Below are 22,428 nucleotides of genomic sequence, written 5' to 3'. Positions count from 1 at the left end.
GAACTTTCTTTCAACGGTTTACTGGGGTAACCACTTGTATATTGCGATGACCCGCGAGTGACGTGCCGATGACGTGTGCGTGACGATTCGACGGTCGGGCCGGCCGGCCCGCTCGCCGCGATCGGCTCGGCCCCGGCAGGCCGGCTAGCGGCGCGGGGCGACCGATCCGCCGATCTCGCGGGCGATCCTGGCGACGCACTCGAGCAGGGCCGGCACGGCGGTCTCGAGCAGCGCCTCGGCCGAATGCTGCATGGCCGCGCCGCCGCAGTTGACGGCGTAGCGCTGGCCCGACGGGCCGACGAAGCCGGCCGCCACCGCGTTCAGCCCGTCGCGCCATTCGCCGATCGCGATCGCATAGCCGTTGCGCCGGGTGTCGTCGAGCGCGGCGTCGAGCCGGGCCTGCGCCAGCGGCCAGTCGTCGCCGTGCGCGGTCTGCAGGGCGACCACCAGCTCGCGGCGCTCGCTGTCCTGCAGCGCGGCCAGGTAGGCGCGGCCCACCGCGGTGCGGACGATGTCCATCCGCGAGCCCACTTCGAGCCGCGTGACGAGCACCGCCGAGCGCGGCCGGATCACGTCGATCGCGACCATGTCGAGCCGATCGCGCACCGCAAGGTGAACCGACAGCGAGGTACGCTCGGCCAGTTCGATCAGGAACGGCCGCGAGCGGGCGCGGATATCGAAGTTGCGCAGGTAGCCGTTGCTCAGTTCGAGCACGGACGCGGTCAGCACGAAGCGTTCGCTGTCGGGCAGCCGAAACAGGAAGCCGGCGCCCACGAGGGTGGCGGTGATACGCGAGACGGTCGGTTTGGGGATACCTGTTATTTCTGTCAGTTCGCGGTTGCTGACCGGTGCATCGGCGGCGGCCACGCAACGCAATACGGCGAGCCCTCTGGCGAGCGCCGAAATCTCATCCGTCGAGGATTCGCGATCTTTCGCGGCGCTTGCCGCGTTATTCATTGTCGACACGAAGGCCTCTCACTTTTCTGAAACAAAATTTCATATTTGCAGAAATAGTACGACAATTATCGAATCGTGCATGTTTTACCGACAACGTATCATGCGATGACAGAGTGTCGGATGTCCCCGGTTTTGAAGGGTTTTCTCCCAAGCTTGTGTCGCAAAATTCACAATTGCGCCGTATTTTTCTCTTGACTTGGGATCGGGAAACGGAAAAAATGTGCCTGAATTTCGAAACAACGTTTCGTCAGTTTTACCGATAACGATGTTTCGATGCAGTCTCTCAGGTTCTAGCACGGCCCTCGGAATGGCTAGAACTTTTTAAGCGCCACGGTCACCCGTGGCGCTTTTTTTTTACTCTATCAATCCGGCCCCATTTGTTCAAATAGTGGGATTTTTGCCGAAAAATGGCGGCTCGGATAAGTTAAACGTCGCTTGTTTGATATGCCAGCTTAACCCGGGCCGCTCGGGGCCGGACCGGGGGTTCGCCCGCAGGCGGCGGCCGGCCGGGCGCGGCGCCATGAAAAAACGCGCTGCCGGGAAGGGCAGCGCGTGCAGAAAACGGCCCGAAGGCCGCGACGGATGAAACCGGGTTTCGCGAAGCGCGGTGGCTCTCAGGCCTTGGCGAGCTTGATGCCGGTGGCTTCGGCGGTCAGGTAGCCGACGCTGGCGCCGAACCGATCCTTGAAGTTGGCGCGCACCAGCGGGTCGAGCGTGGCCTTGACCTTGTCGTGCAGCGGCGATTCCCAATCGCCGACGTGCTGGAAGTTGCTCATGATGTAGGTCCAGCCGTTGATCTCGTCCACCGCGTGCAGGCCGGTGGATTCCGCACCGGACGGGCAGGACAGCACGCGCGACAGCGTCTTGGTGTCGACGTTGTAGGCCCACAGGAAGTTGTTGACGTGCATCCCGGAATCCTCGCCGATGAACAGCGTGCGCAGCTTTTCCGAGAACTTCAGGTTGTCCGGGTTGGCGATCCGGTCGGCGTTGGCCGTGTTGCCGAGCGCGTCGGCCGTGGCCAGATCCTCGCCCACCAGCGCCGCCGGGGCGCTCATGTCGACCGGCACCCAGGCGCTGTCGATCGCCGTGCCCGAGGTGTCGCTCTGGCCGCCCTTCAAGTTCAGCGCGTAGACGGCGCCCGCCGAGATCTTCTTGTCCACCGCCACGTCGCGCGACACCGCGTTGCCCTTGACCATCGAGGTCTCGATGCGCGACATCGCCGTGTACACCACCTTGTCCTTCGCGTTGACGGTGGTGCCTTCGAGCTTGGTGAAGCCCATGCTGGCGCCGATCAGCGCCGCGTAGCGGTGCGTTTCGAGGAACGCGGCCGCCTTTTCCATGCCCGGCTTGATGCGGATCCAGTTGAACTTGCCGCTGAAGTGGATCTTCGTGTACGACGCGTCGCCCGGATCGGCCGTGGCCAGATCCATGATGTCGCTCGCCTTCAGCGTGTTGGCCAGCGCCTCGATCTCGGCGCTCGTCGCGTGGCCGATGCGCAGCCAGCTCAGCGTGGCCGCGCCCGCGCCGGCCGAGGCGGTTTGCGTCCACTTCGCCACGTAGAGCGTGCCGGCCGACAGGTCCGCGGCCTTGTCGGCGATGAACATGAACAGGCCGCCGTTGGTGGCGTCGTCGCCCATCATCACCGTGCGCTGGTCCGGCATCACCTGGATCAGCTCGTGCGAGATCCGGCCGAGGCAGTAGTGCTTTTTGATCGAGCCGGTGCCGTCCGGGTTGACCGTCACTTCCGGCAGGTGGCCGTAGTGGTAGGGGTTGGCGGTCGTCGTGCTGCCGAACGTGTTCTGGCTGTACGCGAGGAATTGCGCGTCGGTGGCGGCCACGGTGGCGTCCGGCTCGTATTCCTCGCTCGACAGGTGGGTGTTCCACGGCGACAGGCTCGCGCCGCAGGTGATCCACAGGCCATGCGCCTTCGAGGTGTCGACGTTGTGGTACTTGACCAGCGTCAGCGCGCCGGTGGCGGCGTCCTGGTCGAGCGTCAGCACGGCGATCGGCGAGGGCAGGCGGCCGTAGGTCGAATCGCCGTTCTGGTTGCGCGTGGTGTATTCGAACTGCACCACCGCGAACACCGGCTTGCCTTTCACGCCGGCCACGCTGGCGTTGGCCAGCGTCAGCAGCGAACTGCCGTCCGGGCAATCCGAGTAGAACTGGCGTTCGCTGCCGGCCTTCGAGGTATCGATGATCGGCTGGTTGTTGATGTCGTAGTAGCCGCCCGCGAGGATCGTGCCGCCGCTGCCGTTCGGCACCCGATCGCCGGTCGCGAAGAACGGCTTGTAGGCCAGCTTGTAGTTGCGCGCGCTGCCGTCCGAGAACGACACCGACAGCGTCGAGCCCACCGTGGTGGTTGCCATCGCGGCCGGATCGGCCAGCGTGGGCGCGGCCATCGAGGCGAACGTCGCCGCCGCGAAGCTGGCTGCGGGGGCGTTGCCGGCGCCGCCCGTCGTCGGGCCGTTGTCGTCGCCGCCGCCGCAGCCGCTGAGCAGGGCGGGGAGCGCGAGGCCGCTGAGCGGCAGCATCGGCGCGCCGACGAGGATCTTCAGCGCCTGGCGGCGGGAGGTTTTGGGCTGCGCGGTCATGGGTGTCCGGTTCTCGTGTGGGGTCGGTGTGGGGCGCTTCCGCGTCTTCCGTTACGGATTGGAAGATTGATGGAAGGTTTTTGTAATGCGAGGCGGAGTGTAGGCGGGGTATGTGAAAGTTTTTTGAATGCTTGTTGTTTGTGTTTTGGAATATTTGATTTGACGAGGGGAAGGCGGAGGGGCGCGGCTTTGGCGTGGCGGGATGGAGCGTTGGATTCCGGCGAGCGCGGCGGCGAACATCGTCTGATTGGCGACCCCGGTGCGGTTGTCTTGCTCGGCGACCTGGCCGCGCTCGGCTGGCGGTGCGATGCGGGACTGGCTGTAACGATAGGTGAGTCGGGGTTATCACGCGCGCTTCGAGCGAGGCGGCTTGCTTCGCCTCGGCGGCGCGGCGCGATGCGATGCGATGCGCGGCAGGGGGGCGATCGCGGCGTGCCGGGGCGATTCGCGCCGCCGTTGCGCTCAGCCGTTCAGCCTCTCGTCGATCCGCCGCAGCGTCTCGGCCGCGCCGCCGGCAATCCCGATGCCGTGTTTCGTCGCGATCATCGGTTCGCGCGGGTTGATGCGAATCACGCGCGGGCCGTGGCGTTCGCTGAAACGGCGCACCGTCGGCAGCGCGCCGCCCGCGCCCAGTTCGACCACCACCCGCCTCTCGACCCGTTCGAGCCAGCGCGCGAGGCGCTGCGCTTGCCGGGCGGTGTCGCGTTCGAGCCAGTTCCCGTCACCGAACATCAGGATGTTGGGCCGCGCCAGCGCGCCGCAGTGCGGGCAGCGCGGCATCGCGTTCGTCAGCAGGCAGCGTTCCGTATCCACCTCCGGCGAGAACGCATCGGCCGGCCAGATCGCGCCGGTGCACGCGTCCACGCATTGCAGCCGATGGATCGTGCCGTGGCATTCGACGACGCGTTCGGCGCCGAAGCCGGCTTGCTGAAATTGGCCGTCCACGTTGCTGGTGAACACGAACGCGCCGTGCGCCATCGCCGCGCCCCAATCGCGCAGCAGCCCGAACCCGGCGTGCGGCACGGTGGCCCGGTACAGCGCCAGCCGGTGCCCGTAGAAGCCCCAGCTCAAGCGCGGCTCGCTCGCGAAGCCGGCCGGGTTCGCGATCGTCTCGAACGCCGTGCCGTGCAGCGCCGGATACGCGCGCCAGAAGCCTTCCGTGCCGCGAAAGTCGGGCAGGCCCGAATCCACGCCCATGCCCGCGCCGGCCGTGACGAGCAGGCCGTCGGCCTCGCGAATCCAGTCGGCCGCCTGCGCGATGAGGGTGTCGTCGTCGTGATTCATCGGGCTCTCCTGATCAACGCAACGTCATAGCCGGAACTGCTGGCGGAAGGTGGCGGCCAGCAGATCGATCGCTTCGCCGGCTTGCTCGCGGCCGGCCGGATCGCGCATCAGCACCACTTCGTGATCGCCGATCGGCGGCAGCGCATCGAGCACGCGCATGCGGCCGGTGACGCGCGCGCGATCGACCAGCGTCACGCCGAGCCCCGATTCGACGCAGGCCTGGATCGCCTGGCTCGACGGGCTTTCGATGATCACGCGCCACGGCGTGCCGGCCTGCTTGAGCGCGGTCATGATCGCCGCGCGGTACGGGCACGGCTCGGCATAGAGCGCCAGCGGCAGCGGCTGCGCGGGATCGACCGCGAACCCGCTGCCGGCGACCCACACCGGCGTGGTGACGGTCAGCACGTCGGCCGGCCGCGCCGACTGGATCGGCTGCACCACCAAGGCCAGATCGAGCTGGCCGCGCGCCACCCGCTCGCGCAGCTCGAAACTCGGCGCGGTGCGGATTTCGAGTACCACGTTCGGCCAGCTTGCCGAGAAGCCCGGCAGCAGATCGCGGATCACGTGGGCCGCGTATTCGTCGGGCACGCCGAGCACGATGCGCGCGGCCACCGTGCGGCCGCGAATCTCTTCCAGCACGCGATCGTGGGCAATGAGCAGCTCGCCGGTGCGCGACAGCAGCCGCTTGCCGAGCGCCGTCAGCGTGACGCGCTGGTTGTCGCGTTCGAGCAGCCGGCCGCCGGCCACCGCTTCGAGCCGCTGGATATGGATGCTGACCGCCGCCGGGCTCTTGTGCACGAACTCGGCCGCCGCGCGGAACTTGCCGAGGCGCGCCACCGCGTGGAAGGTGCGCAGCAGTTCGATATCGAGGATGCTGTCCATGATTCCAATTTATTGAACGACTCGGCCAGTATATTTTGATTTTCGAATCCACGCGCGACGCTTAGGCTGGGTGCATGACTTCGACCCGATCCCCCTGCGCCGCCGCGAGCGTGCCTTCCGTCCCGCCACCGGCCGCGTTTCTGCTCCCGTTGCCGCTGCTCGAATGCCTGATGGTGATGGCGTGGAGTTCGGGTTTCGTCGGCATCCGCTTTTCGGCCGATTACGCGCCCGTTTATCTGGTGGTGTTCTGGCGCTGCATCGCGTTGTCGATCGGCTCGTTCGGTTTCGTTGCGCGCGAGATTCGCGCGGCGTCGGGAGCGGCGCTGCTGCGCGAGGCCGCGATCGGCGCGATGGCGATGGCCGGCTATCTGGCCGGCGTGGCGAAGGGTATCGAGCTGGGCGTGTCGGCGGGGCTGTCGGCGCTGATTGCCGATCTGTTGCCGATCGGCACCGTGCTGATTTCCACGTTCGTGCTGCGGGAACGCAGTTCGGGCCGGGTGTGGGCGGGATTGGCGCTCGGGTTGGCCGGCGTGTTGATGGTGAGCCGCGACACGTTCCGGGTGGGCGCTGCGCCCGTCTGGGCGCTCGGCTTGCCGGTGGCCGGCATGGTGTCGCTGGCGGCGGCGGGCATCTGGCGCAAGCGGCTGTCCGCCGCCGCGCACGCGCCGTCGTTGAGCCCGATGGCCGCGTTGTGGGTGCACGGCGTGGTGACCGCGCTGATCTTCGCCGTGTTGCAGGGCGCGCGCGGCAGCCTGATGCCGGTGGCGAGCGCCGGCTTCGCGGCCGGCGTGGCGTGGACGGCGATCTTCTCGACGCTCGGCGGCTACGGGCTGTATTGGGCCTGCTTGCGGCGCGCGTCGCCGGCGCGGGTGTCGAGCGTGCTGTTCCTGAGCCCGTCGGTCACGCTGGTGTGGGCGTGGGCGATGTTCCACGAGCCGCTGACCTGGCGGATGTTGCTCGGGACGTTCGTGGCCGGGGCGGGGGTGGTGTTGATCGCGCGGCGTGGGAGGTAACGGTGGGCCGCCCCGCACCCCCGCTCAATCCCGTTCGGGCGTGGCCGTGATGCGATGGATCGACAGGTCGGCGCCGTCGAATTCGGCTTCCCGGTCGAGCCGCAGCCCGATGGTCGCCTTGAGCGCGCCATAGACGATCGTGCCGCCAACCAGCGCCACCGCGATGCCGCCGACCGTGCCGAACAATTGCGACACGAACGACACGCCGCCGAGGCCGCCCAGCGCCGGCTGGCCGAACACGCCGGCCGCGATGCCGCCGAGCGCGCCGCACAGGCCGTGCAGCGGCCAGACGCCGAGCACGTCGTCGATGCGCCAGCGGTTCTGCACGCACGTGAACATCACCACGAACAGCGCGCCGGCCGCGGCGCCGGTGGCGAGCGCGCCGAGCGGATGCATCACGTCGGAGCCGGCGCACACGGCCACCAGCCCGGCGAGCGGCCCGTTATACGTGAAGCCCGGATCGTTGCGGCCCGCGAGCCAGGCGGCCAGCGTGCCGCCGACCATCGCCATCAGCGAATTGACGGCCACCAGGCCGCTGATCTTGTCGAGCGTCTGCGCGCTCATCACGTTGAAGCCGAACCAGCCCACTGCCAGCACCCACGCGCCGAGCGCGAGGAACGGGATGTTCGAGGGCGGGTGCGCGGCGATCCGGCCGTCCTTCGAATAGCGGCCCTGGCGCGCGCCGAGCAGCAGCACGGCCGGCAGCGCGATCCAGCCGCCGAACGCGTGCACCACCACCGAGCCGGCGAAATCGTGGAACGGCGCGCCGAACGCGTGCGTCAGCCAATCCTGGATGCCGAAGCGGTCGTTCCAGGCAATGCCTTCGAAGAACGGATAGATCAACCCGACGATCACCGAGGTGGCGATCAACTGCGGGTTGAACTTGGCGCGCTCGGCGATGCCGCCCGACACGATCGCCGGGATCGCCGCCGCGAATGTCAGCAGGAAGAAGAAGCGCACCAGCGCATAGCCGTTGTGCTGGGCCAGCGTGCCGATGTCGTCGAAGAACTCGATGCCGTAGGCGATCGTGTAGCCGATGAAGAAGTACGCGATCGTCGACACCGAGAAGTCGACGAGGATCTTCACCAGCGCGTTGACCTGATTCTTCTTGCGCACCGTGCCCAGTTCGAGGAACGCGAAGCCCGCGTGCATCGCCAGCACCATGGCTGCACCGAGAAGGAGAAATAAGGTGTCGGTGGCCGATTTGAGACTGTCCATCCTGTTGCCCGTGTTTGCGCGAAAAGGGGGCATTTGAGCAAGATTCGGGCCAATCAGGGGAATCGATGCGTGAATCCGGTGCGAAACCGCACCGGATCGGGGTGCCAGGGTTGGTGCGGGTTTCACGATCGATGCGTGAGGCAGGCGATTTCTTCCGGCTGCACGCGTGTGGTGCTGGCGAATGGATTGTGGTGGTGCGCGTGTGCCGCCAAATGGTGCGTGCGTGGGTGTGTACGGCAGGGGCGCGCGCTCAATGCGCCGAGAAAATGCGCCGTGGCCGCAGCAGCCGCCAGCCGCAGCACGCGCAGCCGAGCGAGAGCGCGACGCAGGTCACGGCGATCAGCAGCAACGGTGCCGGCGGCAGATCGAACGGGGCGCGCCAGCCGAACGGCGCGATCATGCCTTGCGCGACGATCACGCTCGCGATCCAGCCGCCGATCACCGCGAGCACGAGCCACAGCGTGGCGTGCCGACGCCGCCGTCGCTCGATGGCATCGGGTGAGCGCTGGTGCACATGCCGGCAAAACGAGAGCGTCGCGCCAAGCGTGACGAGCAACACGATCAGCCAATCGAGTTCATTGATCATGGAAACGACCGCCGCAGAAATTCATGGTGCGATCGACTATAGGTAGCGCACCGCGGGCCGCCTATGGGTTCAATCCGAAAGATTTCCCGACTTGTCTGAAAGGGAATGTAATCCTGACGTGGCGCTAGCTCGCCGCCGTCGTATCATCGCGATTCCCGCATCGAGAGGGCGCGTTGTCGCGCCAACCCACATGAAGCATCCCTTTCGGTTTTCCTTCCTTGCCCCGGTTCGTCATGCCGCGCCCCGGCGCAGCAGCCTGATGGCGATCGCCGCCGCCGCCTTGGCGGCCGGCATGCTGGCCGGTTGCGACAAGCCGGCGGACACGAACGCGTCGACGCCGGACCACGCAGCCAGCGCCGTGGCCGATGCGGCCGCCCACGCGGCCAAGAAGCTCGATCAGGCCGCCAGCTTTGTGGACAGCCAGATCGCCGCGGCCAAGGCCGGCGTGGCGTCGGCCGCTTCGGCCGTGCCGCCCGTGTCGGCCAGCGACGTGGCGTCGGCCGCGCAAGCGCATTTGAAGAGCGCCGCCGCGAACGCATTCGGGCTGGCCGCCTCGGCCGCCGGCACCGGCCTCGAATCGGCCGGCCGCAAGCTCCAGCAATGGAGCCGGGATAACGCGCCTGCGTCGTCTTCCTCGTCCACTTCGTCGTCCGATACCGAGAAGTCGGCGAACAACTGAGGTGCCGGCAAACGCGCCGCGTACGTATTTATCCCGGTCGACGTTGCCAATAAAGTTTTCATAATGTTCCCCGTATAGTATTCGGCGTAGAAAAATTTTCTACGCCGACAAGACCAACAGGAACGGGGAATGGACCATATCGATCGCAAGTTGCTGGAACTGCTGCAAGCCGACTCGACGCTGCCGATCGCCGAACTGGCCCAGAAGGTGAATCTGTCGCAAACCCCATGCTGGAAGCGGATTCAGCGGCTCAAGGATACGGGCGCGATCCGCGCCCAGGTGGCGTTGTGCGATGCGCGCAAGCTCGGCGTCGGCACCACGGTGTTCGTCGCGGTGCGCACCAATCAGCACACCGAGGAATGGGCGCGCACCTTCATGCAGGTGGTGTGTGATATCCCGGAAGTGGTCGAGGTGTACCGCATGAGCGGCGAAACCGATTATCTGCTGCGCGTGGTGGTGGCCGATATCGCCGATTACGATCGCGTCTACAAGCATCTGATCCGCGCCGTGCCGCTGTTCGACGTCAGTTCCTCGTTCGCGATGGAGCAGATCAAGTACTCGACGGCGTTGCCGGTGCGCAGCGGCACCGCAGCGGTATAAGCCCGTATAGGCCGGTATAGGCAAATAGGCAGGCCATGAACCAGCAGCCCAGGAAGAACCCGGTACGCGGCGTGTCCGTGATGATCGTCGTGATCGTGCTCGCGGTGATCGGCACGGTGCTCTACAACGCGATCTCGGAGAAGCGGGCGTACGACGCGGCGCATGGGGGCGAGGCGGCTTCCGGCGAGACGGCATCGGCTGTGGCGGCTCCCGCATCCGCTGCGTCGGCCGCGTCCTCCGCAGGCAACTGAGCGCCGCGCCGGGCAGGTGCGGCGTCGGCGGCTCGGCCGATCAGGCCGGCAACCGGATCACGCTCGCATCCTTGCGGATCAGCAGCGACGAGGCCAGCATCTGCTTGCACTGGTGCGCCAGCACCTTGAGGTCGTGCGTCAGCTCGGTGCCGACCTTGTTCGACTTCTCCGCCTCCACCACCATCGAATCGAGATCGCGCGTGAGCTGCCTGGTCAGCTCGCCCTGATTGCCGGGCGGCGCCACGCCGGCTTCGGCCTGTTCGAGGTTCTCGCGCACCTGGGCCAGCCCGTTCTGCAGCGCCGCGTAGGTGTCGGGCGCGCTCTCGCCGGTGGCGTTGCGCAGCAGCGGCGCGGCGGCGGTGATCTGCGCGCCGAGCACGTGCGCCTGCACCAGCAGGTCGTTCAGCTCGGGCACGAAGCGTTGCTGGGCCTTCGGTTCGAGCATCATGCGCTGGAATGCCTGGCCGAGATTGGCGAACGCGATATGCACGTTCTTGCGCGCGAGCCGATACGGATAATCGCTTTCGAGCGGCGAGGCCTTCGGGTTTTCCGCCGCGCTCGCCACCGCCTGCACCACCGCCGCGCCGTCGACCGCCGCCACCGATGGCGCGCCCTGCGCCTTGCCGCTCCCGGCCCGCCAGGCTGCCTCGAAATACTTGCGCGTGTTGCCCAGCACGTCGTCCACCAGCTTGCCCATCGCACGGTATTCCCAGTAAGGGAACAGGCGGCTCGCGGCGATCGCGATCATGCAGCCCACCACGGTGTCGATCATGCGTTCGCCGATGATGCGCATGCCGCCCGGCGCGAGCAGATGGAACATCAGCAGCACGTAGGACGACGTGAACACCACGCTGGCCGCGTAGTTGAACAGCAGCAGGCTGTAGCTCATCACCATCGAGCCGAACATGATCGCGATCAGCAGCGGCGGCGATTTCACCGTGTAGATCAGCGCGATGCTGATCGCGCAGCCGAGCAGGGTGCCCACGATCCGCTGCGCGTTGCGCTGCTTGGTCAGCGAATAGCCGGGCTTCAGGATGATGATGGTGGTCATCACGATCCAGTAGGCGTTGGTCAGCGGCAGCAGGCGGCCGAGCCAGAACGCCACCGCGACGGCCCCCGTCACGCGCAGCGCATGGCGAAAGCTCGGCGAGCCGAAATTGAGGTTCGAGAAGATCAGCATCGGCGAGAGCCGGCGGCGCTGCAGGAAGCGCGCGAGGGTCTGGTCGATCTTCAGCTCGGTTTGCGCGACGTCCGGCGTGGCGGCCAGTGTGCGCCGCATCTTGTCGATCAGGCGCGTGGCGCTCCAGATGCGCCGGAACGTGGCCAGCACGGCCGCATAGGCTTCCGGGTTGGTTTCCGGGAAGTTCTTCTTGCGCATCAGCTCGATCTCGTACTCGATCGCGCGCAGTTCCGCCTTCACGCTGGTGCGGGTTTGCGGCGCGCGGTTCTGCAGCACCGCGAGGCCCACCGTTTCGAGATCGGCCGCCGCCTTGCGGATCAGGTCGCGATAGAACAGCAGCATGTCCGATTCGCCGAACGTGCTGCGCACGAGTGGGTAATCGGTATGCGCGCCGACGAACATCTCGTGCAGGTCGACGCTGTTGATGAACAGGTTGAACATCAGCGTGCGGGCGCGGTCGAGCTTGCCGCCGCGCAGCTTCGGCAGGTTGCGCAGCACGATGTCGCGCGCGGTTTCCTGGGATTCGACGGCCGCCACCTGCTTGACGACGAGGTTGCGGTAGCACTCGTCGAGATCGGCTTCGAGATCGTAGAAATCGGCGCGTGCGAGCAGGTAGCCGGCCAGCGCGAACAGGCTGTCGGCCAGCGCCTGCTGCTCGATGCGGCGCGCCTGCCAGCGCGACACGAGCGTGGCCCAGTAGGTGTACCAGAGGCCGCCGGCGAGGATCCACGCGGCGTTGATCAGCGCCTCCATGGGCGTGAAGCTGTCCTCCAGCGTCATCACCATCATGAACAGCGTGGCGAAGCTGATTTGCGGCCAGCGGTTGCCATACACCACGATCAGCGACAGCACGAACGTGAGCGGCACGATGGTCAGCCACAGCGCGAAGATGTTCGGCGTGGCGAGGCCCGTGGCCAGCGCCGACAGGAAGCCGATCACGCTGCATGCGAGCATTTCGTTGTGCTTGTACTTGAGCGGGCCGGGCATGTCGACCACGCAGGCGCCGAGCGCACCGGTGGCGATCGTGAAACCGAGATCGCGATCGTTGAACACGATCAGGCACAGCACCGCCGGCAACGACACGCCGACGGCGATCCGCAGGCCGCCGAAGAAATACTGGCTGTACAGGAACTTCTTGATTTCGATCGAATAGCGCATCGAGGACAGTTGGCGAACAGCGCGGGCAGGCGGACGAGTCTATCGTATTTCGTCGCCCCGAAAAGCTGGCTGTTTGGCCGAATATCCGTGCGGCGGTGCGTTTGCTATCCTTGGCGCTTCCTGCGTGGCCCACGGCCGCGTACCGTCACCGCCGCCGCCCGCATGCTCCACCTCTTTTTCTCGAACCGTCACGAAACGCTGGCCGATGCGCTGATCGACCATCTCGCGTCGCATCCCGGCGCGGCGGGGCCGTGGGCCGCGCAGCAGGTGATCGTGCCGAGCGCGGCGCTGCGCCGGCGGCTCGAACTCGATATCGCCGCGCGGCACGGCATTTGCGCGAACGTCCAGTTCAACTATCTCGCGCAATGGCTGTGGGCGCAGATCGGCCAGGTGCTGCACGTGCCGCCGCGCTCGCCGTTCGCGCCCGACCGGCTCGTCTGGCGGTGCTACCGGCTGCTGTCGAGCCGTGCGGAGCAGGGCGGCGAAGCCGCGCCGTGGCTCGCCTCGCCGCGCCTCGCCGCCTATCTCGCGGCGGCCGATGCGCCGATGCGCTACGAGCTGTCCCACCGGCTCGCCTCGGTATTCGATCATTACCTGACGTACCGGCCCGAGTGGCTGGCGGCCTGGCGCGACGGCGGCTCGATCTTCGCATTGGAAGGCACGCCTTCGCGTGGCGCCGAGGCCGCGCGCGACGACGAGCACTGGCAGGCCGCGCTGTGGCGCGCGCTGGTGGCCGAGCTGGCCGACGACGGCGAGCCGCCCGCGCACCGCTTCCTGCGCGAAGCGCCGTCGCTCGCGCCCGACGCGCGCACGCTGGCCGCCTGGCCCGACGCCGTCAGCGTGTTCGCGCTGCCCACCATGCCGCCGTTGCACGTGGCGCTGCTGCGCGAGCTGTCGCGCTGGATCGACGTGCGGATCTACGCGCTCAATCCGTGCCGTGAATTCTGGTTCGACATCGTCACGCAGGCGCGCGCCGAATCGCTCGATGCGGCGGGTCAACTCGATTACCAGCAGGTCGGCCATCCGTTGCTGGCCGAATGGGGCCGCCAGACGCAGGCGCAACTGCACATGCTGCACGAGCTGACCGAATCGGCGGCCGCCACCGATGCGTCGCGCTTCGAGGCGTTCGAGGCCGACAGCTGGCTCGCGCGTATCCAGAACGCCATGCTCGACCTGCGCCCCGAGGCCGAACTGGGGCCGACGCCGGCCGCGCGCGGCATCGAGGTGCATGTCTGCCACAGCCTCGCGCGCCAGCTCGAAGTGCTGCACGACCGGCTGCTGGCCGCGTTCGCCGAGGATTCGACGCTTGCGCCGTCCGACGTGGTGGTGGCCGTCGCCGATCTGGCCGCGGCCGGCCCGCTGATCGACGCCGTGTTCGGCACCTCGGCTTCGCAGGAGGCCGCGCGCGTGCCGTATCGCATTACCGGGTTGCCGCCGTCGCAGGCCAACCCGGTGGCGCGCGTGCTGCTCGACTGGCTCGCGTTGCCCGAGCGCGAGGTGGGCGCGCCCGAACTGATCGAATGGTTGCGCGTGGATGCGGTGGCCGCGCGCTACGGCATCGACGCGGCCGCGCTCGAAACCGTGCAGACCTGGCTCGCGGCAGCGGGCGCGCGGCGCGGGCTGGCGGCAGCCGAGCCGCGGCCCGGCACGGTGGCCGACCCGGCCGTGCCGGTGCAGCGCCATACCTTCGCCGATGCGCTGGCGCGGCTCTTTCTCGGCTACGCGATGCCGGACGGCGCGGCGCCGGTCGGCGCCTATCTGCCGATCGACGGCCCCGAGGGCGGCGAAGCCGAACTGCTCGGCCGGCTCGCGCGTTTCACCGACGATCTCGACTGGTTCGCCGGCCGCATCGTGGCCGAAGCGACGCCCGGCGAATGGAGCGAGATTTTCGCCGACGCGCTCGCGCGCTTCTTCGATTCGGGCGCGGCGTGGTCCGATGCGCTGTCGGGCGTGCGCGACGCGCTCGACGCGTTGCTGGCCACCATTCGCGAGGGCGCGCAGGACCTGCCGATGCCGGCCGCCGTGGTGCGCGCCGGGTTCGCCGCCGCGCTCGACGATCCGGCGCGCGGCGGGGTGCCGTGGGGCGGCGTCACGTTCTCGTCGCTGACCAGCCTGCGCGGCCTGCCGTATCGCATGGTGTGCCTGGTCGGCATGGACGACGGCGTGCTGCCGAGCCTCGCGCGTGCCGACGAGTTCGATTTGATGGCCGTGTTCGCCAAGCTTGGCGATCGCCAGCGCCGCGACGACGAGCGCAACCTGTTCCTCGACCTGCTGCTGGCCGCGCGCGACCGGCTGGTGGTGACCTACACGGGCCGCAGCATTCGCGACAACGCGCCGCTGCCGCCGGCCGCGCTCGTCGACGAGCTGCTCGACTACGTGGCCGAGGTCACGGCCGGCCCCGATGCCGCGCCGGCCGATATCGAGGCGGCGCGGCGCGCGTTCGTGACCGAGCATCCGCTGCAGCCGTTCTCGGCCGATTACTTCGAGCGCGGTGGCCGGCTCTATTCCTACGACGCCGAACGCGCGGCGCTGGCCGGGCAACTGGCGCGCGGCGAAAGCCGCGAGGCGCCGCCGTTCTTCGCCGCGCCGTTGCCGGCCGAAGCCGATGCGCCGGTGGCGTTCGGCGATTTCGAGCGCTTCTGGCGGCACCCGGCGCGCGCGTTGCTGCGCGACCGGCTCGGCGTGGCGCTGTTCGATGCGCAGGCCGAATTGATCGACAGCGAGCCGTTCGCGCTCGACTACGCGGGCAGCGACGCGCTGGCCGCGCGCGTGCTGCCGCTGTTCGTCGAAACCGAAGGCGCGAGCGTGGCCGAACTGGCGCGGCGGGTGGCCGACGCCAGCCCCGAGATGCCGGGCGGCGCGACCGGCGCGGTCTGGCGCGAGCAGGCGCTCGGCGGCCTGGAGCGGCTCGCCGGCAATGTGCGGCAGGCGCTCGAAGGCGGCGCCGAGCGGCGGCCGTTCGCGCTCGACATCGCGCCGGCCTGGCCTGACGGCGAACTGCCGTGGTTCGGGCCGTTCGACGCCGGGCTGGCCGCCGACGCGCAGGCCCGCCCGCTCGCGCTGCACGGCACGCTGAACCGGCTCACGCCGCTGGGTCAGGTCATCTATCGCTATGCGCGGCCCGGTGCGCGCGATCATCTGTCCGCGTGGCTCGCGCATCTCGTCTATTGCGCGATCGATCCGGGCGGCCCGCGCCGCACGCTCTGGTTCGGCAGCGGCGAGGGTTTCGAATTCGCGCCGGTGGCCGATCCGCACCGGCATCTCGCGCCGCTGGCCGCGCTGTTCCGCGCCGGCCGTCGCATGCCGCTGCGCTTCTTTCCGAAGAGTGCCTGGGCGCTCGTGTCGGATGGCGAATCGAAGGCGGCCGGCGTCTGGATCAACGAGCGGGTGGCCAGCGAAGCCGACGACGCCGCGCTCGCCACCGCCTGGCGCGGCGCGAACCTCTCGCTCGACGCGCCGTTCCCGGCGCTCGCGCATCTCGTTTTCGATCCGCTCGTCGAGCATTTGAGGAGCGGCGCATGACGCAGCACGCCATCGCCCCCGCGCTCGCGGCGCAGGAACTCGACGTCTTCGCCTGCGCGCTGGCGGGCGTCAACCAGATCGAGGCGTCGGCCGGCACCGGCAAGACCTGGAACATCTGCGCGCTGTATGTGCGGCTGCTGCTCGAACACGATCTGAACGCCGATCAGATCCTCGTCGTCACGTTCACCAAGGCGGCCACGGCCGAGTTGCACGAGCGGATTCGCGGCCGTCTCGCGCAGTTGGCCTATGCGCTCGAATGCGACGACGACGGCGGCGATCCGTTCATCGCGAAGCTGTTCGCCACCACGCTCGGGCCGGGCAGCGAGATCGATCGCGAGTTGGCCGGCAAGCGCATCAACCGTGCGTTGCGCGCGTTCGATCAGGCGGCGATCCACACGATTCACGCGTTCTGCCAGCGCGCCTTGCAGGAAGCGCCGTTCGCGGCGGCCATGCCGTTCGCGTTCGAGATGGAGGCCGACGATGCCGCGCTGCGCTTCGAGCTGGCCGCCGATTACTGGCGCACGCGCGTCGAGCCGGCCGCCGCCGCGCATGCGGGTTTTGCCGCGTGGCTGGTGGCGAATCGCGCCGGGCCGGACGCGCTCGACGCGCAACTGGCGCGGCGGCTCAAGAAGCCGCTGGCCGCGCTGCGCTTCGACGGGCTGCCCGATCCGCAGGCCGACGGCGCCGATGCCGACACGGCGCTGCGGGCCGCTCATGCCGCGGCTGCTTCGTTCTGGCAAGCCGAGCGTTCGGCTATCGCGCAGTCGCTCGATGTTGCGCAGGCCTCGCTGAACCAGCGCTCGCACAAGCCCGAAGCGGTGGCCGACGCGCTGGCCGCCTGGGCCGCGTATTTCGGTGCGATGCCCGAAGCCGGCGCGGCGCCGCCCGCGCCGCTGACGAAGCCGGCGCTCAAGCTCACGCGCACGGCGCTGGAGAAGGCAACCAAGAAGGGCGGCGCGACGCCCGTGCATCCGTTCTTCGACGCGGCCGAGGTGCTGGAGTTGGCGCTCGCGGCGGCCGAGACCGCACAGCGCGCCCGTTGGCTCGCGCTGATCGCCGACTGGCTGGCCGAGGCACCCGCGCGGCTCGCGGAAAAGAAGCGCACGCGCCGCGTGGTGTCGTTCGACGATCTGCTCGCGAACCTGCATCACGCGCTGGTCGCGCATCCGTGGCTGGCCGATACGCTGCGCCGCCGTTATCCGGCCGCGCTGATCGACGAATTCCAGGACACCGATCCGCTGCAGTTCGAGATCTTCGACACGATCTTCGCGCCGGCTGGCCCGCTGTTCCTGGTGGGCGATCCGAAGCAGGCGATCTACAGCTTCCGCGCGGCCGATCTGCATACCTATCTGGCCGCGCGCGAGCGGGCCAGCGCGCGCTACACGCTGGCCGTCAATCAGCGTTCGACGTCGGCCATTGTCGATGCCTGCAACCGCGTGTTCATGGCGAACCCGCGCGCGTTCGTGCTCGATGGCCTCGATTACGAGCCGGTGCGTGCCGGGGAGCGTCGTCGCGCGCCGTTCTTCGACGACACCGATCCGCAGGCGGGCACCGGCGATTTCCGGATCTGGACGCTGCCTGAGGGCGACGACGCGCTGTCCAAGCGCGACGCGCAGCGGCATGCCGCGCAGGCTTGCGCTGCCGAGATCGCGCGGCTCATGCGCGGTGCGCGCGACGGTTCGGTGCGGCTCGGCGAGGCGGCGTTGACGCCGGCCAATATCGCGGTGCTGGTGCAGACGCACCGGCAGGGCAGCCTCGTCAAGCGGATGCTGGCCGCGTGGGGCATCGGCAGCGTCGAGCTGGCGCAGGCCTCGGTGTTCGCCACGCTCGATGCGGAGCAGCTCGAACGCGTGCTGGCCGCGATCGACGCGCCCGGCGACCTGCGCCGCTTGCGCGCCGCGCTCGCCACCGACTGGTTCGGCATGGACGCGTCCGCGCTGTGGCGGCTCGAACAGGGCGAGGCCGGCGAGGCCGATGCCGACGCGATGAGCTGGGTCGAGCGCTTCTCGCGCTACCGGCTGATCTGGCGCGAGCGCGGCTTTGCCGTGATGTGGCGCAGCTTCGCGCGCGAACTGCGGATCGCCGAGCGGCTGATCGGCGGCTCGGATGGCGAGCGGCGCGTGACCGACGTCAACCATCTGGCCGAATTGACGCAGGCGCGCGCCTCGGCGCAGCCCGGCATCGCGCCGACGCTGCGCTGGCTGGCCGCGCAGCGCGCGGTTGGCGGGGGCGGCGAGGATGCCCAACTGCGGCTCGAATCGGATCGCAACCTCGTGCAGATCGTCACCGTGCACAAGTCGAAGGGGCTCGAATACGCGGTGGTGTTCTGCCCGTTCCTCAACGACGGCCGCCTGCACGAGCCGCGCGAGGAAGCGCTGCCCGATGCGCGCGAGTATCACGACGACACCGGCGCGGCCGTGCTGCATTACGGCTGCGACGAGGCGGCCACCGAGATGGCGGCGGCGCAGGCGCGCCGCGAGCAGGCCGCCGAGCGCGCGCGGCTGGTGTACGTGGCGCTGACGCGGGCCGTCTATCGCTGCTATCTGGTGGCCGGTGTCTATCAGTCGGCCAGGTCGACCAAGGAGGCGCGCCGCAGCGTGCTGAACTGGCTCGTGGCCGGTGCCGGCTACGGCTTCGATGCGTGGCTCGAGAAGCCGCCCGAATCGGAAGAACTGTCGCAGCGCTGGGCCGCTCTGGCGAGCGGGCCGATCTCGATCGCGCCGTTGCCGGTGGTGTCGTCGCGCTCGCCGCTCGCGGCCGGGCACGATGCCGAACGGCTCGGCGGCGCGCGGCAGGCGGCGCGCTTCCTGCGCGATGCGTGGCGGATCGCGAGCTTCAGTTCGCTGACGGCGTCGCTGGCGCGCGAGCAGGAGGGCATCGCCACGGTGCCCGACGAGGCGTTGCGGCCCGATCACGATGCGCTCGCGGCGGCCGTTGCCCTCACGCCGCGCATCGACGCTGGCGTGGGGGCAACGGCCGCCACGCCGCCCGAGCCCGACGATATCGTCGCGTTCCCGCGTGGCGCGGCGGCCGGCGAATGCCTGCACCTGCTGTTCGAATTGAGCGATTTCGGCGCGCCGGAGGGCTGGCCCGAGGCGGCCCGGCGCGCGCTGCACGAGCGGCCCGTCGAAGCCGAGCCGGAGCTGGCGGAACGGCTTCCCGCGATGATGCTGCGCATGGTGGCCGACGTGGTCGCCACCGAACTGGTGCCGGGCCTGCGGCTCGATGCGATCGATCCCGCGCGGCGGCTCAACGAAATGGAATTCCTGTTCCCGGCCGTGTCGCTCGATTTCGCCGCGCTGCGCGCGCTGCTCGTCGCGCACGGCCATCCCGACGTCGCGCTCGAAGCGGGCACGCTGGCCGGTTTCTTCAAGGGCTTCATCGACATGATCGTCGAGCACGACGGCCGGTTCTGGATCGTCGACTGGAAATCGAACCACCTCGGCGCGACAGCCGACGCCTACGGGCCGGCCGCGCTCGACGCGGCGATGGCCGATCACGCGTATCACCTGCAGGCGCTGCTCTATACGGTCGCGCTGCATCGCTACCTGCGCGTGCGCTTGCGCGGCTATGACTACGACACGCATATGGCGGGATATCTGTATTTGTTCGTGCGCGGTGTGCGGCCGGGCTGGGTCAGCGGCGGGCAGGCGGCCGGCGTGCATGCGCGGCGGCCGTCGCGCGAACTCGTCGAGGCGCTCGACGCGCTGATGGGCAAGGAGCGCGCATGAAGGACCTGACCGAACCGTTCGGCTTCGTCGGCGGGCTGGCCGAGCGGCTGCCCGAGCCGGCCGATTTCGGGCTGGCGCTGGCCGAAGGCTTCGCGCGCCGGATCGGGATGCTGTCGCGGCGGCTCGGCGCGTCGTCCGATGCGGCGCGCTGGGCCGCGCGCGCGGCGTTCGCGGCCAGCCGGGCGACCGCGGCCGGGCACGTCTGCATTTCGCTCGGCGCGCTCGCGCAGCGCTACGACACCACGCTCGACGCGGTGCGCGACGAACTGGCCGCGAGTGGCGTGGCCGCGTTCGGCCGCGCCGCGCCGGGCGCCGATTGTCCGCTCGTGATCGATCCGGAAGGGCGGCTCTATCTGGCGCGCTATTTCGATTACGAGACGCGTCTGGCCGATGCGCTCGTGCTGCATGCGCGGGCCGGCGCGGCGGATGCCCTGGCGGGCGGGGCGGGCACCGAGCCGCAAGCGCTGCGTGCGAGCCTCGACCGCTTTTTCGCCGCGCCGCGCGCGGGCGAGATCGACTGGCAGCGCGTGGCGGCCGTGGTGGCGCTGGGCGGGCGCGTGACGATCGTCAGCGGCGGCCCCGGCACCGGCAAGACCACTACCGTGGTGGGCGTGATCGCCTGCCTCCTGGAGATGCAGCCGGCGCTGCGCATCGCGCTGGCCGCGCCCACCGGCAAGGCCGCGCAACGCATGCAGGAAGCGTTGCACGCGCGCGCCTCGAACCTGCCGCCCGAGCTGGCCGCGCGCCTGCCGCAAACCTCGTTCACGCTGCACCGGCTGCTCGGCTGGCTGCCCGGCGGGCGCTTTCGCCATCATCGCGACAATCCGCTGCCGTACGACCTCGTCGTGATCGACGAGGCGTCGATGATCGACGTCGCGCTGGCCGCGCATCTGTTCGACGCGCTGGCGCCGGGCGCGCGGCTGGTGCTGCTCGGCGACAAGGATCAGCTTGCCGCCGTCGAGGCCGGCGCGGTGTTTGCCGAATTGAGCGCGCGGCCGGCGTTCAGCGCGGCCGGTTGCGAGCGGATCGCGGCGGTGCTCGGCGTCAGCGCGGCGGAGTTCGTCGCAGCGTTGCCGGGCGAGGCGAGCAAGCCGGATTGGGCGAACGATTCGGTGGCGCAGGCTGCCGTGCCGGTGCGTCGTGTCGCGGCGCGCAAGGCGGCCGATGCGGCAGCGGCCGACAAGCCGGCGCAAGGCTCGTTGTTCGATTTCGACGACGATGCCGCTGCTTCCGTTGTTTCCGCACCGTCCGCGGTCGAAGCGCCACGCCCCGACCTGCCGGAGACGGACGCCACGTTCTCCGGCGCGCCGCTCGACGCGTGGATCGAACCGGCGGAACTGTCGTGGCTCGATACGTGGCAGATCGACGAGGCGCATCCGGCGGCGTCCGGTGCGATCCGCAGCGAGCCGGTGCCTGAGGCCGGATTCGGACCGGCCACGCTGCAACACGCGCATCGAACCGCGCTATCCCCCCTCGCCGACAGCGTCGTCTGGCTCGAACGCAACTACCGCTTCGGCCTCGATTCTCCGATTGGCCGCCTGTCGCTGGCGATCCGCCGTGGCGATGCGCAGGCCGCGCTCGACACGCTCTCGACCGACGCCGATGCCGCCGCGCGTTTCGACGCCGACGGCGGCGACGCGCTCGCCGCCGCCACGCTCGACCGTCTCGCGGCCGGGTTTGCCGCGTACGGCGACAGCTTGCGCGACGCGCTCGCCGCCGCCGAGCCGGACCCGCTGCCGCTGTTCGACGCGCTGAACCGCTTTCGCGTGTTGTGCGCGACGCGCAGCGGCGCACGCGGTGCCGACGAGATCAACCAGCGGCTGGCCGCGCTGGTGCGCCGCCGCGTGCGTGTGCCGCTCGCGGTCGGTGCGCACTGGTTCGCGGGGCGGCCCGTGATGGTCACGCGCAACGATTACGCGCTCGGCCTGTTCAATGGCGATATCGGCATCGCGCTGCCCGACCCGCGCGGCGCGTTGCGCGTGTGGTTCCGTGGCGCGGACGGCCAGTTGCGCGCCGTCTCGCCGGCCGCGCTGCCGCCGCACGACACGGCGTTCGCGTTGACGGTCCACAAGTCGCAAGGCTCGGAATTCGACGAGGCGGCGCTGGTGTTGCCGGCCGCGTTCGGGCGGGTGCTGTCGCGCGAGCTGGTCTATACCGCGATCACGCGGGCGCGCCAGCGCGTGCAGGTGATCGGGCCGCGCGCCGTGCTGGCGCAGGCGATCGCCACCCGCACCCAGCGCGATTCGGGCCTGGCCGCGCGCATGGCCGACGCGGCCGCGCGCTTCGCGCAGGCCGGCCTCGCGCAAGCCGGCACGCGCGAACCCATCGACGAGGAGGCGCCGCGATGATCCGCTATACGCTCGATCCGGCCGAGATCGAACTGTCGGCCGTGCGTGCCCAGGGCGCGGGCGGGCAGAACGTCAACAAGGTGTCGAGCGCGATCCATCTGCGTTTCGACATCCGCGCCTCGTCGCTGCCCGACATTCTCAAGGAGCGCCTGCTTGCGCTGTCCGATCAGCGCATCACGCGCGACGGCGTGGTGGTGCTGAAGTCGCAGGAATATCGCACGCAGGAACAGAACCGCGTCGCGGCGCTGGCGCGGCTCGATGCGTTGATCGCGGACGTGGCCGTGGTGCGTCGTGCGCGCATCGCCACGCGGCCGACGCGCGGCTCGAAGGAGCGGCGGCTCGACGCCAAGAGCCGGCGCGGCGCGGTGAAGGCGGGCAGGGGGAAGGTCAGCGATTGAGGTCGGGACGCGCAGCAGCGGCGGGGCGAT

Annotated in this window: 15 protein-coding genes; 8 read left to right on the top strand and 7 right to left on the bottom strand. The window is 69.2% G+C overall.

All coding sequences use genetic code 11. The features are described from left to right. Positions 1 to 144: 144 nt before the first annotated feature. From AB4851_RS30385 to AB4851_RS30370, 4 genes are all read right to left on the bottom strand, one after another. A complete protein-coding gene (locus AB4851_RS30385; RefSeq protein ID WP_414451981.1) occupies positions 145 to 957 on the bottom strand; it encodes an IclR family transcriptional regulator in 813 nt (270 codons plus the stop codon). A gap of 614 nt (positions 958 to 1,571) precedes the next feature. After that, complete coding sequence (locus AB4851_RS30380) at positions 1,572 to 3,548, bottom strand: PhoX family protein (RefSeq protein WP_414450057.1); 1,977 nt, start codon at positions 3,546 to 3,548, stop codon at positions 1,572 to 1,574. 462 nt (positions 3,549 to 4,010) lie between these two features. Beyond that, positions 4,011 to 4,832, bottom strand: coding sequence for an SIR2 family NAD-dependent protein deacylase (locus tag AB4851_RS30375; protein ID WP_414450056.1), 822 nt, complete (start codon positions 4,830 to 4,832; stop codon positions 4,011 to 4,013). Positions 4,833 to 4,856: 24 nt separating this feature from the next. After that, positions 4,857 to 5,714 (bottom strand): LysR substrate-binding domain-containing protein, encoded by an 858-nt coding sequence (locus AB4851_RS30370; RefSeq protein WP_414450055.1) that lies wholly within the window; start codon positions 5,712 to 5,714, stop codon positions 4,857 to 4,859. 74 nt (positions 5,715 to 5,788) lie between these two features. On the opposite strand from AB4851_RS30370, the gene AB4851_RS30365 reads away from it, so the two are divergent. Beyond that, complete coding sequence (locus AB4851_RS30365; protein WP_414450054.1) at positions 5,789 to 6,727, top strand: DMT family transporter; 939 nt, start codon at positions 5,789 to 5,791, stop codon at positions 6,725 to 6,727. Positions 6,728 to 6,751: 24 nt separating this feature from the next. On the opposite strand, the gene AB4851_RS30360 is transcribed toward AB4851_RS30365, so the two are convergent. Beyond that, a complete protein-coding gene (locus AB4851_RS30360; RefSeq protein ID WP_414450053.1) occupies positions 6,752 to 7,945 on the bottom strand; it encodes an ammonium transporter in 1,194 nt (397 codons plus the stop codon). A 250-nt stretch (positions 7,946 to 8,195) separates the two neighbouring features. Continuing rightward, entirely contained in the window at positions 8,196 to 8,531 is a 336-nt protein-coding gene (locus AB4851_RS30355) for a hypothetical protein (RefSeq protein WP_414450052.1), read from the bottom strand. A 190-nt stretch (positions 8,532 to 8,721) separates the two neighbouring features. On the opposite strand from AB4851_RS30355, the gene AB4851_RS30350 reads away from it, so the two are divergent. From AB4851_RS30350 to AB4851_RS30340, 3 genes are all read left to right on the top strand, one after another. Next, positions 8,722 to 9,210: a hypothetical protein gene (locus tag AB4851_RS30350; protein ID WP_414450051.1), complete on the top strand. Its 489-nt coding sequence runs from the start codon at positions 8,722 to 8,724 to the stop codon at positions 9,208 to 9,210. A gap of 129 nt (positions 9,211 to 9,339) precedes the next feature. Beyond that, positions 9,340 to 9,810 (top strand): Lrp/AsnC family transcriptional regulator, encoded by a 471-nt coding sequence (locus AB4851_RS30345; RefSeq protein WP_414444357.1) that lies wholly within the window; start codon positions 9,340 to 9,342, stop codon positions 9,808 to 9,810. Positions 9,811 to 9,845: 35 nt separating this feature from the next. After that, positions 9,846 to 10,061, top strand: coding sequence for a hypothetical protein (locus AB4851_RS30340; protein WP_414450050.1), 216 nt, complete (start codon positions 9,846 to 9,848; stop codon positions 10,059 to 10,061). A gap of 40 nt (positions 10,062 to 10,101) precedes the next feature. Here the strand turns inward: AB4851_RS30340 and AB4851_RS30335 are convergent, their stop codons facing one another. Further along, the gene (locus AB4851_RS30335) at positions 10,102 to 12,399 is read right to left on the bottom strand and encodes an FUSC family protein (RefSeq protein WP_414450049.1); all 2,298 of its coding nucleotides are present in this window, start codon (positions 12,397 to 12,399) and stop codon (positions 10,102 to 10,104) included. Between the two features lie 162 nt (positions 12,400 to 12,561). Between AB4851_RS30335 and recC the strand changes: the two genes are divergently transcribed. Genes recC through arfB form a run of 4 tightly spaced genes read left to right on the top strand, consistent with a single transcriptional unit; the run spans position 12,562 to position 22,398 of the window. After that, on the top strand, positions 12,562 to 15,921 hold the full coding sequence (gene recC, locus AB4851_RS30330; RefSeq protein WP_414450048.1) for an exodeoxyribonuclease V subunit gamma: 3,360 nt from the start codon (positions 12,562 to 12,564) through the stop codon (positions 15,919 to 15,921). Beyond that, positions 15,918 to 19,652: an exodeoxyribonuclease V subunit beta gene (recB, locus tag AB4851_RS30325; RefSeq protein ID WP_414450047.1), complete on the top strand. Its 3,735-nt coding sequence runs from the start codon at positions 15,918 to 15,920 to the stop codon at positions 19,650 to 19,652. The genes recC and recB overlap by 4 nt, the downstream gene beginning before the upstream one ends. Beyond that, positions 19,649 to 22,000 (top strand): AAA family ATPase, encoded by a 2,352-nt coding sequence (locus AB4851_RS30320; RefSeq protein WP_414450046.1) that lies wholly within the window; start codon positions 19,649 to 19,651, stop codon positions 21,998 to 22,000. The genes recB and AB4851_RS30320 overlap by 4 nt, the downstream gene beginning before the upstream one ends. Further along, positions 21,997 to 22,398, top strand: a complete 402-nt coding sequence (gene arfB, locus AB4851_RS30315; RefSeq protein WP_414444363.1) for an alternative ribosome rescue aminoacyl-tRNA hydrolase ArfB — start codon at positions 21,997 to 21,999, stop codon at positions 22,396 to 22,398. Before AB4851_RS30320 ends, arfB begins: the two co-directional genes overlap by 4 nt. The last annotated feature ends 30 nt before the right edge of the window (positions 22,399 to 22,428 follow it).

The sequence above is a fragment of the Burkholderia sp. 22PA0099 genome (assembly GCF_047497165.1).
Classification (GTDB): domain Bacteria; phylum Pseudomonadota; class Gammaproteobacteria; order Burkholderiales; family Burkholderiaceae; genus Burkholderia.
Note: the sequence above shows the minus strand (reverse complement) of the source record. Positions and strands in the feature narration are given on the sequence as shown.

Excerpts from the sequence above, each read along its gene's own strand:
- AB4851_RS30385 (WP_414451981.1), bottom strand. The coding sequence starts at position 957 with ATGAATAACGCGGCAAGCGCCGCGAAAGATCGCGAATCCTCGACGGAT.
- AB4851_RS30380 (WP_414450057.1), bottom strand. The coding sequence starts at position 3,548 with ATGACCGCGCAGCCCAAAACCTCCCGCCGCCAGGCGCTGAAGATCCTC.
- AB4851_RS30375 (WP_414450056.1), bottom strand. The coding sequence starts at position 4,832 with ATGAATCACGACGACGACACCCTCATCGCGCAGGCGGCCGACTGGATT.
- AB4851_RS30370 (WP_414450055.1), bottom strand. The coding sequence starts at position 5,714 with ATGGACAGCATCCTCGATATCGAACTGCTGCGCACCTTCCACGCGGTG.
- AB4851_RS30365 (WP_414450054.1), top strand. The coding sequence starts at position 5,789 with ATGACTTCGACCCGATCCCCCTGCGCCGCCGCGAGCGTGCCTTCCGTC.
- AB4851_RS30360 (WP_414450053.1), bottom strand. The coding sequence starts at position 7,945 with ATGGACAGTCTCAAATCGGCCACCGACACCTTATTTCTCCTTCTCGGT.
- AB4851_RS30355 (WP_414450052.1), bottom strand. The coding sequence starts at position 8,531 with ATGATCAATGAACTCGATTGGCTGATCGTGTTGCTCGTCACGCTTGGC.
- AB4851_RS30350 (WP_414450051.1), top strand. The coding sequence starts at position 8,722 with ATGAAGCATCCCTTTCGGTTTTCCTTCCTTGCCCCGGTTCGTCATGCC.
- AB4851_RS30345 (WP_414444357.1), top strand. The coding sequence starts at position 9,340 with ATGGACCATATCGATCGCAAGTTGCTGGAACTGCTGCAAGCCGACTCG.
- AB4851_RS30340 (WP_414450050.1), top strand. The coding sequence starts at position 9,846 with ATGAACCAGCAGCCCAGGAAGAACCCGGTACGCGGCGTGTCCGTGATG.
- AB4851_RS30335 (WP_414450049.1), bottom strand. The coding sequence starts at position 12,399 with ATGCGCTATTCGATCGAAATCAAGAAGTTCCTGTACAGCCAGTATTTC.
- recC (WP_414450048.1), top strand. The coding sequence starts at position 12,562 with ATGCTCCACCTCTTTTTCTCGAACCGTCACGAAACGCTGGCCGATGCG.
- recB (WP_414450047.1), top strand. The coding sequence starts at position 15,918 with ATGACGCAGCACGCCATCGCCCCCGCGCTCGCGGCGCAGGAACTCGAC.
- AB4851_RS30320 (WP_414450046.1), top strand. The coding sequence starts at position 19,649 with ATGAAGGACCTGACCGAACCGTTCGGCTTCGTCGGCGGGCTGGCCGAG.
- arfB (WP_414444363.1), top strand. The coding sequence starts at position 21,997 with ATGATCCGCTATACGCTCGATCCGGCCGAGATCGAACTGTCGGCCGTG.